This is a genomic window from Pseudomonas sp. NFACC42-2 (genome assembly GCF_900116055.1).
Lineage (GTDB): Bacteria > Pseudomonadota > Gammaproteobacteria > Pseudomonadales > Pseudomonadaceae > Aquipseudomonas > Aquipseudomonas marginalis.
The window spans coordinates 111382-128347 of record NZ_FOZO01000001.1 but is presented as its reverse complement, the minus strand read 5'-3'; the positions used below and the strand labels follow the sequence as shown (position 1 = coordinate 128347).

Genomic DNA, 16966 nt, shown 5'->3' with positions numbered 1-16966 from the left:
CCATCTCCTCTAACCGCCTTGGGTGTCGATATCGGCATCGGTTTCAGGCTTGGGCTCGCGCTCAGGCTTGAAGTCTGGACTGTAGTCGTTTTCCTTGGCCTTGGGGTCGGCGGCGGGTTTCGGGTCTTTCGGTGCATCGGCCGCCGTGCCTGGGGCCGGTTCGCCGCCGTCGATTGCCGGGTCGTTACGGTTGCTGGTCTGGGGGTCTTTGTCTGTGCTCATGGCTCACCTCGTTTGAAAAACGCAGACTGCGTAAAGGTAAGGTCCCGTGCCGGCCGCTGAAGTTCCAATTGCTTAAGAGCCCGGGTTATCCACCTGGATATAAAACGCGTACGCCCCCAGCAACACCCAGAACACCATGAACAGCCACGGCGCACGCATGGAGAACAGCAGCGATTTGCGATAGCCCTTATGGGACGACTCCATTTCGGAAAACAGCGGCGATTCGTCGTAGGCCATGCCCATCACCGGCTCGCTGCGCAGCAGTTCGCTCTGCTTGTAGTGCCAGTGATCGATGATTTCATACGCGGCGCGGATCCCCGGCCAGGCATTCAAGGAACTGAGTATGCCGAGCAGCGTCAGGAACACCGGCACCACCAGGGTGAACAACTTGCCCCACTCGGGGTTGAGGTTGCCCATGCCGGAGACAAAGGCAATCACCAGGAACGACTGCGCCGTCAGGTAGGCATCGGTGCGGTTGGCCAGGATGGTGGTTTCGTATTGGATTTCGCGACGGTAGAAGTCCAGGCGGTCCTTGGGCGAGCCGAAGATCTTGGCGTTGTGCTCGCTGTGGTCGGCCAGGTTCGCTTCCGGGGTATCGGGTGAAATGATTCTGGGCACATCCGTGCTCCCTGCTGGGCTGAAACCCCTTAGAAGAATCGGGCTGTGGCGAAGTTCAAGTTTGTTGTTGCACCATCGCGGTGCGCAAACCGCTCCCTTATGGTGAGCAGCCTTGTCATGGCCTGCCTTTTTTTTGTGGCGAGCGAGCTTGTTGTGGTGAGCGGGCTCACCACAATGGGAAATCAGCGCGGGATGCCCATTCCGGCACACGCATTGCTTTATCCATTCATCTGCCCGAATACAGGAACATTCGTTACCCCCCGACCCAGAGCCGACCCCATAAGAAAGTAAGGACCAGGCCCAGTGGCACCATCAGCCACGGGCTCATAAAAAAATGCGTTTTTTAAAGCGGCAGTGCCACCCAAGGCTACCCTCGGCACTGACAAGGTACTGGAATGGCTCGATCTTTCTTCGATGAAATGAATGACGCAAACGGCGTGTGCCGTGCGCACTATCAGGACTTCTCCCGCTGGCTGGCCAACACGCCGCCGGAACTGCTGGCCCAGCGCCGTCGCGAAGCCGATTTGCTGTTCCATCGCGCCGGGATCACTTTCACCCTCTATGGCGACGAGCAGGACACCGAGCGCCTGATCCCCTTCGACATCATCCCCCGCAGCATCCCCGCCAGTGAGTGGAGCGTGATCGAGCGCGGCTGTATCCAGCGGGTCAATGCGCTGAACATGTTCCTCGCCGACATCTACCACGACCAGCGCATCATCAAGGCCGGGATCATTCCGGCGGACCAGGTGCTGGGCAACGAGGGTTACCAGAAGGCCATGGTCGGCCTGGATCTGCACCGCGATATTTATTCCCACATCTCGGGGGTGGACCTGGTACGCGATGGCGACGGTACCTACTATGTGCTCGAAGACAACCTGCGCACCCCCAGCGGCGTGAGCTACATGCTCGAAGACCGCAAGATGATGATGCGCCTGTTCCCCGAGGTGTTCGCCAAGCAGCGCATCGCGCCGGTGGACCACTACCCCAACCTGCTGCTCAAGACCCTGAAAAGCTCCAGCCGCCTGGATAACCCCAATGTGGTGGTGCTGACGCCTGGGCGCTTCAACAGCGCGTTCTTCGAACATGCATTCCTGGCGCGGGAAATGGGTGTGGAACTGGTGGAGGGTGCCGACCTGTTCGTGCACGACCTCAAGGTCTTCATGCGCACCACCGACGGGCCCAAGGCCGTGGACGTGATCTACCGGCGTATCGACGATGCGTTCCTCGACCCGCAGGCGTTCAACCCGGACTCGATGCTCGGCGTGCCCGGCCTGGTCGCGGCCTACTGCGCCGGCAATGTGGTGCTGGCCAATGCCATTGGCACCGGGGTGGCCGACGACAAGTCGATCTATCCCTATGTACCGGCGATGATCAAGTTTTACCTGGATGAAGAGCCGATCCTGCAAAACGTGCCGACCTTCCAGTGCCGCAAGCCGGATGAACTGTCCCACGTACTGGCCAACCTGGCCGAATTGGTGGTCAAGGAAACCCAGGGCTCCGGCGGCTACGGCATGCTGGTAGGCCCCGCTTCCAGCGCCGCCGAGATCGAAGACTTCCGCCAACGCATCAAGGCCCGCCCCCATGCGTATATCGCCCAACCGACCCTGAGCCTGTCCACCTGCCCGACCTTTGTCGAAAACGGCATCGCGCCCCGGCATATCGACCTGCGGCCCTTTGTGCTCTCGGGCAAGGAAACCCGCCTGGTGCCCGGTGGCCTGACGCGGGTGGCATTGCGTGAAGGCTCGTTGATCGTCAATTCGTCGCAAGGCGGCGGAACCAAGGACACCTGGGTGGTGGAGGGCTGAGTATGTTGAGTAGAACCGCCGCAGATCTGTATTGGATGTCCCGCTACCTGGAGCGCGCCGAGAACCTGGCGCGCATGCTCGAAGTCAGTTACTCGCTGTCGCTGATGCCCCAAGCCGGGCGTAGCGATGGCCTGGACGAACTGGCGATGTCGCTGCTCAGCAGCGGCACCCTGGACAGTTACCTGGAGCGCCATCAAACCCTGGATGCCGAGCGCATGCTGCACTTCTTCGCCCTCGACGAAGAAAACCCCGCCAGCATCTACAACTGCCTGCGCGCCGCGCGTGGCAATGCCCATGCGGTGCGCGGGCGCATCACTGCCGACATGTGGGAAAACCTCAACGCCACCTGGCTGGAAATGCGCAGCATCGCCGCCGGTGGCCTGGCGCGGCATGGCATCAGCCACTTCTGTGACTGGGTCAAGCAGCGTTCGCACCTGTTCCGCGGCGCGACCTCGGGGACCATCATGCGCAACGACGCCTATCGGTTCATTCGCCTGGGCACCTTCGTCGAACGCGCGGACAATACCCTGCGCCTGCTGGACGCGCGCTATGAGATGTTCGGCGAAGAGTCGGAAGAAGTCAGCGACCTGTCGGCACGCGGGTATTACCAGTGGAGCGCCCTGCTCCGCGCGTTATCGTCCTTCGAGGCGTATACGGAGCTGTATCCGAATGCGCTGAATGCGCGGTCGGTTTCGGAGTTGCTGTTATTACGCAGTGACGTGCCGCGTTCGTTGCATGCGTGCATTGAAGAGTTGAGCCATATCCTTGCGGACCTGCCCGGCAGTTATGGGCGTACAGCGCAGCGGTTGGCGGCGGAGTTTGAGGCTCGGCTGCGGTATACGGGGATTGATGAGATTCTCGAAGACGGCTTGCATAGTCGTCTTACGGAATTTATCGAAACGGTGCGGGAGTTGGCGCGAGCGGTTCATAGTTCTTATTTGGAAGTGATCTAATTACAATGAAGATCGCTCCCAGTCTCTGCGTGGGAATGCAGCCCGTGACGCTCTTCTTCACGAACGCACAAGGGCCGAAGCAGAGTGTCCATTGTACTTTCGACGCAGGGGGCTAATCGCGCGCGAATTTGTTCTCTATGGAGGGAGACTTGCCTGGTTAAGCCCTCCCACAGGCAAGACTTTCGCTCGCCCTCCTTTATATAAAATCATCTAACGAATCCTTGAAACATACACTCATTAAACTGATTTTCCTTACGTTGGCACGAAGGTAAAAGCTGGCCCTTCAAACCCTGCCATGCCGCTTGGGCCATAAGCAACAGCCGTTGGTTCACCATTTTCATCTATATAGTGCCCCGCCACAATATTGTCCCTTGTCGGAGCTTGCCATACGACTCTATAACGCGGATCCATGCCTGCACTTACTTGTCGAAGAAACTGATGATAATTGGAAAAGTTCGCTATAAAAGCTCTACTTATTGGAGTAGAATCATCGGCACCTGGCAACTGAATACCACCCTGTGCGTGGGCCCACTGACTGAGTTGATCAAACGACAATCTATCGGTAATGGGTGTTAATTTCATAACGAATACATTGGAGACTCTCACTGGATACGAAACTCTTGAACCTGCTCCATCTTCAACAGTAATAGTCACTAATCCGGTGCGAAGACCGACCACTTTTCCGGAAGAATCTACGCTTGCAACTAACGGATCTGAAGAAATGTAGCGTCTACCTGGGGCGCCACCGCTCGCTGTACGAACATCCGTATTCCGCGGTACTTCCTTAGTAGATAGTCCATAGGACTGTAGTAATTTAACACCATTCAATTCCATCATCGTCTGATCAATCGACAATGGCCGAACTTTATTTACAGTGTACTCCACCACCGGAAAGGTCATCGCATCGGCCTCAACCTTGCTAAGACTCACCGCCGCCTTGAACTCCATCTGCAACTTAGTGCCTTGGCCCAACCCATCCAGGTAGATACGTGGGATTGTGGCTTCAATTCGCCCGGATGAGATCCAGTTCGCAGTGACCGCCGACGTATTGGCCCCGTCGAACACCAAACGATCATGAATAACGTTGGCCGCCGTCCTTCCCCGCAACCACAACCAGACCGGGTATGGCGTGGTAATAAACGGCCAGACCCCGACGCGGGCTTGGGCGTCACCGGTAAACGCGCCCAGGTCCAGTACTTTGGTCGCAGGGTTGGCCTGATTGATCTGCAAAACCGTCTTCGCCAATTCCTCCAGCGCTAGCGGCTTCACGGTCACCGTCAAGGTGTCTGAGGTCTTCGGCACCCCGTTGCGAGTCACCACATAGGTAAATTTCACGGTGGTGGCAACATCACGAATATTGGCGTGAATCGCCGCCTTGGTGATATCGAACTCCACCTTTTGCAAGGCTTCATTACCCGGTTTGGCCGGGATATCCGGCGAGCCGCCATCCCCCGCACCGGCCATGGTGACTTTGATGGAGTCACCGTCGCGCATGCCAACGTAGCTCACCACCAGTTTGGTCCCGAGCTGCACCCTGAGCGGGTCCAGTTCGGCAGTGTCCGGGCCGGTCACCTGCGCTTCGAACAACATTGGCGCAGGCAAATCACCCACGCCACGACTGATCAGCACTTCGGTGATCAGTGAATAACGCAGATCGTCGCCACGGCGCGAGGTATAAAAGACCGCGACGGATTCATCCAGGTTGTTGGTCACGTAGTAACTTTCGATGTCGTGCTCGGTGGTGGCACCGTCAACGGGCACCTGAACCGCGACATCGGTACGAGCCCGTGGACCGATCCAGTACATCCGGATCCAGTCCGCCCGTTTTGTTTCAGTGAAGGGCGCAAACACCTTCGCATAAGCGCCGATATCATCCGGATTCAACTGGCCACTGATCGCTTTCTCGATGATCGGTGCAGGCATGGTGCGTTGAAGCTGGCCCACGATGACCTGCAACCGCAGGGACTCCTGCGGCCGACTGCCGGGGCGTGTGTGGGCGTAGAACACTTCCACGAGGTGGCCGTCAAAGCGCGCCAGCTCATCGGGGTAGACGGTAAACAACATGTCCCCTTCGGGGGTCGGCGCAATATCGTCGACCTCGCGGCCGATCCGATGCTCGATGGTGTTATCCGGGCTGCTCACCCGGAAGATCACTTCCAGATAGCCGTCTGGCGGCCAACTGCCTTGCAGAAGGAAACGCACGGTCGCGGCCACATCCGGTTCAATGTGCCCGCCCAGGTCCTCATCAATCGTCGGCGCCGGCCACCTGACGACCTCACCGACAATGTCCAGGTAGAGCTTGTTGGACGGCTGCTCAAAAAGGCCCTTCTGAAACAGCAGGTGCACACTCACTGTACCGCCGGCAATCGCGGCGACCAACGCGTTGGGGACCTCGAAGTTATAGACACCCGACCCACTCAGCACTTGGGTGGTCGTATAGGGGATGGAGTTGTCGTCGCTGTCAGTACCGGCCCAGATGAGGTGCACATGGGAATAAGCGGTAACCTCCGCGCTGGTGATCCAGGCGCCGATTTCCACATTCCAACTGCCCAGTTCGCCCAGGTCGACCACCGGCTCGGTGTTCGGAAACTCCAACCAGGGCGCTTCCGGCCGTACCTCGCTCATGTGCACATCAATATAGGACGATGCCGACCAGCGGGCGCGCTCATCCGGCAGGTTCCCGCCTCCATCCCGGACCTGGTAAGCCACTCGCGTCAGCGGATGGTTACCCGCAGCGCTGATGGTGGCGTAGTCAACGGTCAAGGTAATATCACGGCCCACTTCGCCGGGCTGCACGCGATGCTCCACGCGCTGGGAGCCCCAGGCCAACATGATCAAGTCATAGGCACGCATGTACAACCAGTGGCGAATGATGATCCGGACACCGGCCAGCGCCGCTGCCTCGTTGACACCGTTCAACTGAATCTCCGGCGGTACGACGTACACCAGCCCTTGGTGCCCCTCTTCCTTTTCATTCGGGTCAAACCCAGCGGGGCGATTGAGGCTCACCCGCAGCTTCAGCTCCTCGGTGGGTGTTTCATTGCCACTGGCGCGCCGCAATTTGCCGAATACCGGGTTGGCCCAATACTCGACGATACGGTGCGCCGGCACCGTCAATGGGATGCGGTCGAGGTTTTCCTCGCCCTCGCGAATCGGTGTCGACGCCACTGGTACATTTCGATTGCCCCAATAAAGGGTTGCGACACTCCCGGGGCCAACGCCGTCTTTGGGGTTTTTCAGGTACACGACCAAGTCCCTTTCGATGTGCCGCAGGCCGATCCCCCCGTGCGCGCCTTCGGTATCGCCTTCGACAGGCGGCTCAAGAAGCGGTATGTCGATGGGCGGTAACAGCGCCTTCGTGGAGGTTTTTTTCTTGGCCATGGCGACAGTCCTTCAGGCGTTTCACAGGAGGTTCATCCCTATCAAACGCCCGAAGGGACTGATTGGCTACTGTCAGAATTAACAGGTAGTGACGAGTGACCTTTGGCTTTGTGCTGTGGGCACACCCTTACGTGCATTACGGGCGGTACCTGTTAATTCTGACAGTAGCCAAGGGGCGGGTTCAGGGGTTTTATGACGTAAACAACACGGGCTAATCGTACAACGTCGCCATTTAGGTAGGAGAGCCGTCATGCCAGTCCAAAAAAAAACAGCAGCTTCAAGCTCGCAGGCCAAAAAAACCACTGGCGCGAAACCCGCAAAACCTAAGTCAACTGCCAAACCGAAGGGCACTGCCAAGCCAAAGGACAGCCCAAGGAACCTGGACCGGTTATACATCCCCGGCATGAGTGAGAACGTCGTAGGCTATGACGCCGGTATTCCTGCCTGGTTGTTTTACTCCGGTCTTACGGTGCAGGTAGACAAAAATTGGCAAGCAGCACCGGGCGATGTCATCGCCGTCGTAAAGCTGCTCGATAACGGCGCGGTGGAAGTACTTGCCACGAAGACGCTTGCGCCAGGCGAAGAAAACCGCAATGTTTACCTATTCTCCGTGGACCAAAAGTTCCTTCCCGACGGGCCGTATGCGCTGGGGTATGTTGTTAAGTACAGCGGGGGGGCGGACAGCGATCAGTCTTATCTGCTGCGGAGCCTGGTCAAAACCGATCTCCCGGCTGGCGACGACAATGACCAGATCGAGGATGGGCATTCAGAACTGAAATTCAGCGTATCTGAAAAGGTAATTGTCCCGGGCAATGCCTCCAGAGGCGTGACGATCACCCTCCAGCCCTACCCGAATGCACATCCAGGCGATACCTGCATCGTTCATTGGGGGTCGAGCATCATTACCACGCCAATCGTCGATCCTTTGAAGCCCACCGTCATTACCGTGACTTACCAGGACATCGTCGACGCCGGTGACAGTGCTCGCCAGAACGTGTGGTTGGAGATCCTTGATCTGGTGGGGAATATTTCAACGCCAGGCTCAGCGAGCGAGCATGTTTCAGTGAGCTTGGACGAGTCGAGAACTGACGGACCCGCCATTGTGGGCGCCGGGCCGGTTGGCTACGTCGACTTGGAAATGCTCAATGGGCAAGACCTGAAGGTGGACATGCACACCCCTTCCGCCATTGGGCGCAAAGGGGACCTCTATGATGTGATGTTCCGCGCCTATCCGCCCAAAGGCGGCGTGATCGTGGTTCACAGGTTTGTCCCTATCGAAACGGCAAGCAGGCCGCATTCAGCGTTCTTCGACTACCTCGATGTTCGCGCCGCCGCTGGGGGCCGCATAGAGGTGAGTTTCGTTGTGCGAAGAACTGCGGCTCCCTTCGAAGTCTACTCCCGGAAAACCCATGCTGACGTCAGAGGCAGTATTGTCCGTCTGGAAGCCCCCGAGGTCGAAGGCTACCCAAACGACCAGATTGCAGATGACCCGGAGCATGTGGTGGTGAGTTGCCCCTACTACGCGTGGCGCCAGCCAACCGACGAAATCTCGCTGATCCTGCGCTATGTGAAGTCGCTGAACGAGGTCATCGTTCATATCGAAAAACGCGAAGTCGGCCCATCCTGGCCGGCAGGAGCCCCCGTCAAGCGCCTGATCTACCGCGAACAATTGCAACAGTTCAAAGGCTATCAACCGGAATTGTATTACGTGATCTCGGGGACGAAATTCACCCGCGCACGCGCAGTCGACTTGAACGAATCCTTGCGGCGAGTGTTGACCATCAGTTGAACGACCGGGCCTGCCCTAAAAACTCGAGCACCAGCGCATTGACCCGTTGCGCCTGCTCGTTCTGGATCCAGTGACCGCAGTTGGCCAGGTTATGCTGCTCAAGATCAGGCACCCACTCAGGCATGCGCTTGAGCGTGTGGGCCTCAAACACCCCGACCGGATCGCGGTCGCCAATCAGGAACAAGGTCGGTTGCAACACCTGGCGGCCGGCGAGGAATTCGGTGCGCTGCCAGTTGCGCGCGAAGTTGCGGTACCAGTTCAACGGGCCGCGAAAGCCCTGTTCAGCGAAGGTTTGCACGTACACGTCGAGGTCTGCCTGTGAACACCAGCGCGGCAATGCACCGGGCGTTGAAGTGCCCTCAAGCAACGTGGCGGTGGCCGGTTTCTGCTGTAGAAACACATCCTGGTCCTGCATGAACAGGCGCAAGGTGCGTTCGATATCGGCATCCAACTCCCGCTCGGCCACTCCCGGCTCCTGGAAATACAGGATGTAATTGAAGCGGTCGGCATACAGCTCGCGCATGATGTCGATCACCGGCCGCCGAGCACGCCCGGCGAAAGGCACGGACATCGTGACCAACCGAGTGACGCGCTCCGGCTCGAGCAACGCCAGGTGCCAGGCCACCACGGCGCCCCAGTCATGGCCGACCATCACGACCTGTTCGTGCCCGAAATGGTCCATGGCCTGCTGGATATCGCCGCACAAGGTCATCACGTCGTAGTCGGCTATCTCGGGGGGTGCGCTGGATTGGCCGTAGCCGCGCATTTCAGGGGCCAATACCCGGTAGCCTGCGGCGGCCAGCGCGGGTATCTGTTCACGCCAGGAGTGCCAGCACTCGGGAAACCCATGGAGCAGCCAGATGGGGCGGCCCTGTTCCGGCCCCGCGACATGCACCCATAGCTCAATACCGTTTACAGGGATCTTTTGCGGGGGCAGTTGGCTCATGGGGGGGGCCTTTCCTGGAGGTTTTGCCTAGCCTGGGGGATCCGTTGTGCAAGAACCAGCATTATTGATGGCAGGAATAGCTCAATAAACCGTCCACCATCCCGGCAACAACTGGCGGACCCGCGCCTCCCCGAACCGATCATCCATCAACATCACCACGCCCCGGTCGTGCTGGCTGCGGATCACCCTCCCCGCCGCCTGCACGACCTTTTGGATGCCGGGGTACAGGTAGGTGTAGTCGTACCCTGCGCCAAAAATCGCCGCCATGCGCAGTTTTATCTGCTCGTTGACCGGGTTGAGTTGCGGCAATCCGAGGGTGGCGATAAATGCGCCGATCAAGCGTGTGCCCGGCAAGTCGATGCCTTCACCGAACGCGCCGCCCAGCACGGCAAAACCGACGCCTTGGCTGTGCTCGGTGAATTGATCGAGAAAGCCTTGGCGTTCGGCCTCGGCCATGCCCCGCGACTGTTGCCACAGCGGGATCTGCGGGTGTGTTTCGGCGAGCAGTTGCGCCACCTGTTGGAGGTAATCAAAGCTTGAGAAAAACGCCAGGTAGTTGCCCGGTTGCCGGGCGAACTGGCGAGCGATCAGCTCGACAATCGGCGCCAGCGAGGCTTGGCGATGCACGAAGCGGGTGGAGATGTCATCGACGATGCGCACGTGCAGTTGTTCGGCCTTGAACGGCGATTCCACGTCGACCCAGGCGGTGTCCGCTGGCAACCCCAGCAGGTCGGCGTAATAGTGGCGAGGGCTCAAGGTGGCGGAAAACAACACGCTGCTGCGGGCCGCCGTCAAGCGCGGCCGGATGAATTCGGCGGGTACCACGTTGCGCAGGCACAGGGTCGAGCTGCTGCGTTTGCCGCCGAGCTGGCGCTTGCTGATGTCGAAGATGAAGTGCTCGTTGAACAGCTCGGCGACTTTGGTAAATTGCAGGGCCTCGAAGTAGAAGGCTTGCAGGTCACCGCTGAGGGCTTCGGGGTGGTCGTTGAAGTAATCGCCCAGGGCGCTGGTGCACAGGTTCAGGGCCTGGAGCAGTTTGTCCGGGCGCAAGCTGTAGGCCTGGTACGGCGCGAGCTGGTCCTTGTGCAGGGCGTTCCATTCGCGGTTGAGGCGCTGCAGGGGTTTCTTCAGCGGCTCGGGCGCGGTATCCCGCAGGATCTTCAGGCTGTACTGGTCGAGGCTCGCGCTGTACATCGAACGGGCACGCTCGACCAGGTTGTGGGCTTCGTCCACCAGCACGGCAGCGCGCCATTGGTTGAGTTGGGCCAGGCCGAAGAGCATGGCACCGAAGTCGAAATAGTAGTTGTAGTCGGCAACCACCAGGTCGGCCCAGCGTGCCATTTCCTGGCTAAGGTAATAGGGGCAGACCCCGTGATCGAGGGCGACATCGCGCAGGTTGTGTTGGTCGAGCAGGCGGACCTTGGACGCGGCAAGGCGCGCGGCGGGCAAACGGTCGTAGAAGCCCTTGGCCAAGGGGCAGGCGTCGCCGTGGCAGGCTTTGTCCAGGTGCTCGCAGGCCTTGTCCCGCGCCACCAGCTCGAGAACGCGCAGGGGCAGGTCGCTGCTGACATGCAGCACCTTGGCTGCATCGAGGGCAAGTTTGCGACCGGGGGTCTTGGCGGTGAGGAAAAACACCTTGTCCAGTTGCTGGGGCGCCAGGGCCTTGAGCAGCGGGAAGATCGTGCCGATGGTCTTGCCGATGCCCGTGGGGGCCTGGGCCATCAGGCAACGACCGGTGCTGACAGCCTTGTACACCGACTCGGCCAGCGTCCGTTGGCCGGGGCGAAAATCGGCATGGGGCAAACCCAAGGTCTGCGCCGCAGCGTTGCGCGCTTCGCGGTGCTGCATTTCCTGGCGGGCCCAGCCGAGAAACAGTGCACATTGCTGATTGAAGAACGCTTGCAGTTCGGCCGCCTGGAAACGTTGATTGAGCAGGGTTTCGCCTTCGCCGACGATATCGAAATACACCAGCGCCACGTCAATATCCGTGAGGCCAAGCTTCTGGCACATCAACCAACCGTACACCTTGGCCTGGGCCCAATGCAGTTGCCGGTGGTTGGCGGGCTGGGCAGCCAGGTCGCCGCGATAGGTCTTCACTTCTTCCAGGCGGTTGGCGTCCGGGTCGTAGCCGTCTGCTCTGCCCCGCACCTTGAGTTGCTGGTAGTCGCCTTCAAGGGCCACTTCGTTCTGGTAGTGTGCGCTGCGTCGCGACGCGACGGTGCGATGGCCCGCTATGCCTTCCTGGGCGCTGGGCGACGGGGTAAAGCGCAGGTCCAGGTCGCCGACCTTGGCGGTGAACTCGCACAGCGCCCGCACGGCTACGCTGTAGCTCAAGCGGGTTGCTCCGCCCAGCGTACGTAGCAGACGGTGACGGGCATCTGGTATTCGCCGCAGAACTCCAGCCAACGCAGCTGGTTGTCCTGCAGGCGGTCGCCGGGGCCCTTGACCTCGATCATGCGGTAGGTCTTCTGCGCCGGCCAGAACTGGATCAGGTCCGGCATGCCGGCACGGTTGGCGCGGATATCCAGCAGCAACCGTTCGAACCAGTAGCGCAGGTGTTCGGCGGGCAAGCAGTGCAACGCCTGTTCCAGCAGTTCTTCACTGAGCAGGTTCCAGAAGACGAAGGGTGATTGGATCCCCCATTTTTCCGCGTAGCGCTGGCGGATCGTGGCCTTGTAGCGATCATCCTGCAGTTGCTCCAGGCACGCGGCGAACAGCGGCGCACGGCGTTGGTGGAAGTCTTCGCTGTGCAGGTCCGCCGGCCCGCGCTGGAACGGGTGGAAGAACGCCCCCGGCAGCGGCGCGAAGATCGCATCCCAGCACAGCAGGCCGAACAGCGAATTGATCAGGCCGTTCTCGACGTAGTGCACCGGTGCATCAGGTGCGCTCAGGTGGGCCTGGACACAGGATTCCACCGACATCAACGGCTCCGGCAGCGCAAGTTCCAGGTCCAGGCGCGTGACTTCGCGGGATTTGAGCGTCGGCAGCCGGGGTTCGCCCAGCTTGCGGCGCAGGCGGGGCATCACGCGCAACAGGTGCTGCTGTTCGGCGGCACTTTCCGGTGCCTGTTGCGCGACGCTTGCCAGGGCCATGGCCTGGGCGTAATCCTCCTGGCGCTCCAGCACGCGAATCAGCCGCGCGCGGGCGCCGGGATAAGCGCAGGTGCGGTAGACCCGCCGCGCCAGGTCCAACTCGGCACTGCGCTCGCAATACTGGCCGAGCTGGAACAACAGCTTGGCCCGGCGCTTTTCCAGCCAGGGGTTATCGGTGTTCAGCGTGGCCACTTCAGCCAGCACCTGCGTCAGCGCCTCGCCGCGTTCAAACGCCTGCTGGCATTGGTGCAGGAACAGAAAACCGTGCACGTCGGCGCGACTGCGCAAACCCCGCGATTCGGCGCAGAACTCGACTTTTTCATAGGTGTAGATGCCCAGGTCGGCGAGCACGAACTCGGACCAATCCTGGTGCAGGTTGCCGAAGAACATCAGCCGCAGGCGGTCGCATAACTCCATCACGGTGAGGCTGTACAGCGTGTCGGCGAGGTCCGGGCACCAGTCGGCGAAACGGCGCGTGTCGGTGAACTGCGCCGCCAACCCTTCCAGCCAATCGGCCTTCTTGCCCTTGGGCTGGTCGATCCAGGGTGCGAAAGTGCTGAGGATCTCGCCTTTTTGCAGCAAGGCGAATAATGCTTCAAATGCCAGAAGATGGTTGTCGTCCACCCATCCCAATTCCCGCAAAGGCGCGGCAGCGCCATGGGGGCAACCGATCTCCACGTAGTGCAGCTTGCCCACGCGAAAATGCACGCCCTTGCGCATCACCATGCGCACCAACAGCGCCTGGGACGCTTGCGGCAACCTGTCGAATTGCTGAATGAAATGCTGTTCGTCAGGGTCGAGCAGATCGGCATAGCGTTGCCCCAGCCAATGCAGGACCTGGCGGAAGTTATGCAGGTAATAGAGCGGGTTTTCGAGGGGATTGGCCATGGTACGCATTGGTCGAATACTGGTTATGCATACAGAGTGCCGTCGTAAATGCGGTGTTGCAATCGGTAATAGATAAATGGCACACGCAACTTTTTGCATAAAAATGATCAGATGGGGAGTCGATGGCGTAACATTTGTCGCCCGCGTCCCTGGCGTGGGATTTTTCAGGGTTAAAGGTAAGGGTTATGAACATGAAGAATTTGGGGCTGCCACTGGTTGCACTCACTTTTCTGGTATTGGCCGGTTGCGCGACGCAAACCGTAGTGACACTGCAAAATGGCACGCAGTATTTGACCAAAGACTCTCCAAAAACCAAGACGGCCGACGGGTTTTATGAGTTCACCGATATCGCCGGCAAGCGCATCCGCGTCAAAGCCGACGATGTGGCCACGGTGCGCAAGGAAGACTGATTTCCGGTGGCCCGCATTGAACAAATGTGGGAGAGGGCTTGGCCCCCTCCCACCGTTTTAACCGATCACGATCCCCTCCCCCGACAAGCCAACCACCCCCACCAACGTCACCGAGTCCGCGCCAAAACTGATCACCGTATCCCCGCCGACGACCTTGGCGTGATCACGGTAATCCGCACTCCCCTCAACATCCCTGAACACCAGCTTGTCCGTTGCTTGATAGCCGATAATCCGGTCCTGGCCAAACGGCCCGCTGAACAAAAAGGTGTTATGCCCGCTGCTGTCGCGGATCGTGTCATTGCCCTTGCCGCCCTCGATAAAGTCCGCGCCCTTGCCGCCCTGGATCAGGTCATTGCCGTCGCTGCCAATGATGTAAGTATCGCCCTTGTGCGGTTCGGCGTTGCGGTTGAGGTCCTGCACCCAGGTGGTGGCGCGTGCCGGGTCGGACAGGTTGGCGACGATAATCGTCGAGTCGCGGCTCATCTGCCCATAGAACCCGGACTCGAGGATGCGCGTCATCCCGTCGCCATAACCCGTAGGTAAATGGGAGATCCAGGTCGGCAGGTTGGTGATGGAAAACGGCAGCACATTCCACAGCGTCGAAGCGTAATGGTCGTTGAAGCTGACGATATTGTCGGTGGTCGACTCATGGGGTTTGTCATGCACGCCCAACGATGACCAATTGAAGGATGAGCCGTCCAGCGCACGGAATACCGGGTCGTTTTCGTAGCCGATATTAAGCACCTTGTCGCCGGCGCTCTGGGTCGGCGAGGCGTAGGCCAGGTAGTTGGCGTCCTGGTAGAAACCCGCCCATTTGCTGCTGCTCAAGTCGGCCATGCTGTTGACCGCCAGGCCGCCCAGGCTATGGCCGCTGACCACTACGTCGTGGCCGCTGAGGCCGTGGGCACTGGCGTAGTCGGCGACGTTCTTGAGCAGGCCGCCAAAGGCTTCGCCGGCGTAGTTCTTGGCGTAATCCTTGGGCCCCAAGGCCGCGAGCAGATCGCTGACCAGATCGCCGATGGAGTCGCTGACCAGCGTTTCCCGAGGGCCCGACGTACCGCGAAAACCGATACCGATTTCCAGCAACTTGCCGGCTTCATCGTACTTGCCCAGCACCTCGACCTGGGCTGTGGTGTAGCCGGCTTTTTCGCCGAAGAACGTGTCGCGGGCGTCGACCTTGCCGGTATAGCCCAGGGTGCTGGCGCTGATGGGCGTCCAGCCTGCAGCCTGTATGGCGTCCAGGGCGGCTTTTTCCGAATCCGGGTTCCAGGGAATGCCGGGAATCACGCCCTGGGAATCGGTGCTGCCCAGCAGTGCACCGACCAGCGTGGCGGGCAAACCGAGCCCCAGGCCGTTGTGCTGGTAGCCCACGGCAAAGCCGTTATCCAGGTTGTGATAGGAGTACAGCGTGATCGCCATGGCATCGGCGAACAGCGCTTTGGAGCCTTCGGCCCCGAGTTTTTTATAGTCGAACACACCCATGGTATTGCCTCTCTGTTGTTGGAATTGTCGAGAAAGTCAATTAATGCGGTGCCGGCCCGAACGCCTCATCCACCTTGGCCAGGTCGGTGTCGCGCAGGTTGCCGGCGTAGTAGTGCAATTTGGTCCAGGCCATCAGGTAGTCGTAACGCGCCTGGGCCAGGTCACGCCGCGTGGTGTAGAGCTGTTGCTCGGCGTTCAACGCATCGAGGTTGACCCGCTCGCCACCGAGGATGCTTTGCTTGGTCGACACCACCAGCGCTTCCGCCGACGTCAGAGCCTTTTGATAGGCGCGCAGTTTGCTCACGCCGGACAGGCACGCACTGAACTGCCGACGCAGCTCGATCAAGGTCTCGCGAGTCTTGCCTTCCAGCTCATACTCGGCCTGTTCCATGGCGCGGCTGGCCTGGCGAGTGGACGCGGAGATGCCGCCACCGGCATACAGCGGCAGGCTCACTTCGACGCCGATGGTGTTGGTGTCGTAGCGCTGGTTGTAGGTATTGCCGCTGTCGGACTCCTGCTGGCGCGAACTGGCGTAAGCGGTGACCTTGGGCAGGTGCCCGGCGCGGTTACGCTCCACTTCATAACGCGCGACTTCCAGGGCCTGGCGCTGGGACGCGAGCGTGGGGTTGTTGCTGATCGCCAGTTCATGCCAGGTGTCGTAGTTCGCCGGAGTCAAGGTAAACGCGGCAAAGCTCTGGTTGAGCGGCGCCAGGTCGTGGATGTTGACGCTCTGCACACCGATCAACGCGCCCAGTTCTCTAAGCGAGGCGTCCTGTTCGTCCAACGCCTGGATCTCTTCGGCGGTGGCCAGCTCATAGCGCGACTCGGCTTCGAGGATATCGGTGCGGGTGCCCTCGCCCTGCTGGAACAGGTGCCGGTTCTGCTGGAACTGCTGCTCGAAGGCTTTCTTCTTGGCCCGTGCGATATCGATCTGGTCCTGGGCAAACAGCGCCTGGGTGTAATAGCTCAGCACCCGCACCAGCAGCGCCTGGCTCTTGTCGCGAAAGCTTTCATCGGCGAACAGCGCCTGGGCCACGCCCTTGCGGTAGTTGGCGTATGCCTCATAGTCGAACAGCGGCTGTTGCAGGCTGAAGGTCGAGCCGTAGCTGTTGTAGTTGCGGTCGTCGTGGTAATTGCCGCCGCGGCCGTCGGGCAAGGTCGCCTGGGAGTTGTTGCGGCCCTTGTTGTAGTTGTACGACAGCTTGGGCAGCAAGCCTGCGCGGCCGATGGTGCGGTTTTCCAGGCCGGCGTCGCGCTCCTTGATCGCGCCGAGAAACACCGGATCGTTACGCAGGGCCTGCTCGTACACATCGAAAGGGCCCATGGCGGCCTGGACATTGAAGCAGGTGAACAGCAAGGCAATGAACACAGCTTTCATGT

Annotated in this window: 12 protein-coding genes; 4 read left to right on the top strand and 8 right to left on the bottom strand. The window is 59.9% G+C overall.

Going from position 1 to position 16966, the window contains the following annotated elements; translation table 11 throughout:
• Positions 1–9: 9 nt before the first annotated feature.
• Entirely contained in the window at positions 10–222 is a 213-nt protein-coding gene (locus tag BM416_RS00535; RefSeq protein ID WP_092358066.1) for a hypothetical protein, read from the bottom strand.
• Between the two features lie 72 nt (positions 223–294).
• Positions 295–840 carry a hypothetical protein gene (locus BM416_RS00530; protein WP_027605795.1) on the bottom strand — a complete coding sequence of 182 codons (546 nt, stop codon included), beginning with the start codon at positions 838–840 and terminating at the stop codon, positions 295–297.
• Positions 841–1235: 395 nt separating this feature from the next.
• Between BM416_RS00530 and BM416_RS00525 the strand changes: the two genes are divergently transcribed.
• Positions 1236–2645 (top strand): circularly permuted type 2 ATP-grasp protein, encoded by a 1410-nt coding sequence (locus BM416_RS00525; RefSeq protein ID WP_092484165.1) that lies wholly within the window; start codon positions 1236–1238, stop codon positions 2643–2645.
• Between the two features lie 2 nt (positions 2646–2647).
• On the top strand, positions 2648–3598 hold the full coding sequence (locus tag BM416_RS00520) for an alpha-E domain-containing protein (RefSeq protein ID WP_092484162.1): 951 nt from the start codon (positions 2648–2650) through the stop codon (positions 3596–3598).
• Positions 3599–3850: 252 nt separating this feature from the next.
• Here BM416_RS00520 and BM416_RS00515 read toward each other — a convergent pair whose 3' ends face one another.
• Positions 3851–6979, bottom strand: coding sequence for an Ig-like domain-containing protein (locus tag BM416_RS00515; RefSeq protein ID WP_092484159.1), 3129 nt, complete (start codon positions 6977–6979; stop codon positions 3851–3853).
• 250 nt (positions 6980–7229) lie between these two features.
• Between BM416_RS00515 and BM416_RS00510 the strand changes: the two genes are divergently transcribed.
• Positions 7230–8768 carry a hypothetical protein gene (locus BM416_RS00510; protein ID WP_092484156.1) on the top strand — a complete coding sequence of 513 codons (1539 nt, stop codon included), beginning with the start codon at positions 7230–7232 and terminating at the stop codon, positions 8766–8768.
• Here the strand turns inward: BM416_RS00510 and BM416_RS00505 are convergent.
• The 3 genes from BM416_RS00505 to BM416_RS00495 form a co-directional block, all read right to left on the bottom strand.
• Complete coding sequence (locus BM416_RS00505; RefSeq protein ID WP_092484153.1) at positions 8761–9714, bottom strand: alpha/beta fold hydrolase; 954 nt, start codon at positions 9712–9714, stop codon at positions 8761–8763. The two genes, BM416_RS00510 and BM416_RS00505, sit on opposite strands and share 8 nt — an antisense overlap.
• A gap of 81 nt (positions 9715–9795) precedes the next feature.
• Complete coding sequence (locus BM416_RS00500) at positions 9796–12048, bottom strand: ATP-dependent DNA helicase (RefSeq protein WP_092484150.1); 2253 nt, start codon at positions 12046–12048, stop codon at positions 9796–9798.
• Positions 12045–13694 carry a VRR-NUC domain-containing protein gene (locus BM416_RS00495; RefSeq protein ID WP_092484146.1) on the bottom strand — a complete coding sequence of 550 codons (1650 nt, stop codon included), beginning with the start codon at positions 13692–13694 and terminating at the stop codon, positions 12045–12047. The genes BM416_RS00500 and BM416_RS00495 overlap by 4 nt, the downstream gene beginning before the upstream one ends.
• 185 nt (positions 13695–13879) lie before the next feature.
• Between BM416_RS00495 and BM416_RS00490 the strand changes: the two genes are divergently transcribed.
• The gene (locus BM416_RS00490; protein ID WP_027605784.1) at positions 13880–14104 is read left to right on the top strand and encodes a YgdI/YgdR family lipoprotein; all 225 of its coding nucleotides are present in this window, start codon (positions 13880–13882) and stop codon (positions 14102–14104) included.
• A 57-nt stretch (positions 14105–14161) separates the two neighbouring features.
• Here BM416_RS00490 and BM416_RS00485 read toward each other — a convergent pair whose 3' ends face one another.
• Positions 14162–15586, bottom strand: coding sequence for a polyurethane esterase (locus tag BM416_RS00485; RefSeq protein WP_092484143.1), 1425 nt, complete (start codon positions 15584–15586; stop codon positions 14162–14164).
• A gap of 40 nt (positions 15587–15626) precedes the next feature.
• A complete protein-coding gene (locus BM416_RS00480; protein WP_092484140.1) occupies positions 15627–16964 on the bottom strand; it encodes a TolC family outer membrane protein in 1338 nt (445 codons plus the stop codon).
• Positions 16965–16966: the final 2 nt, after the last annotated feature.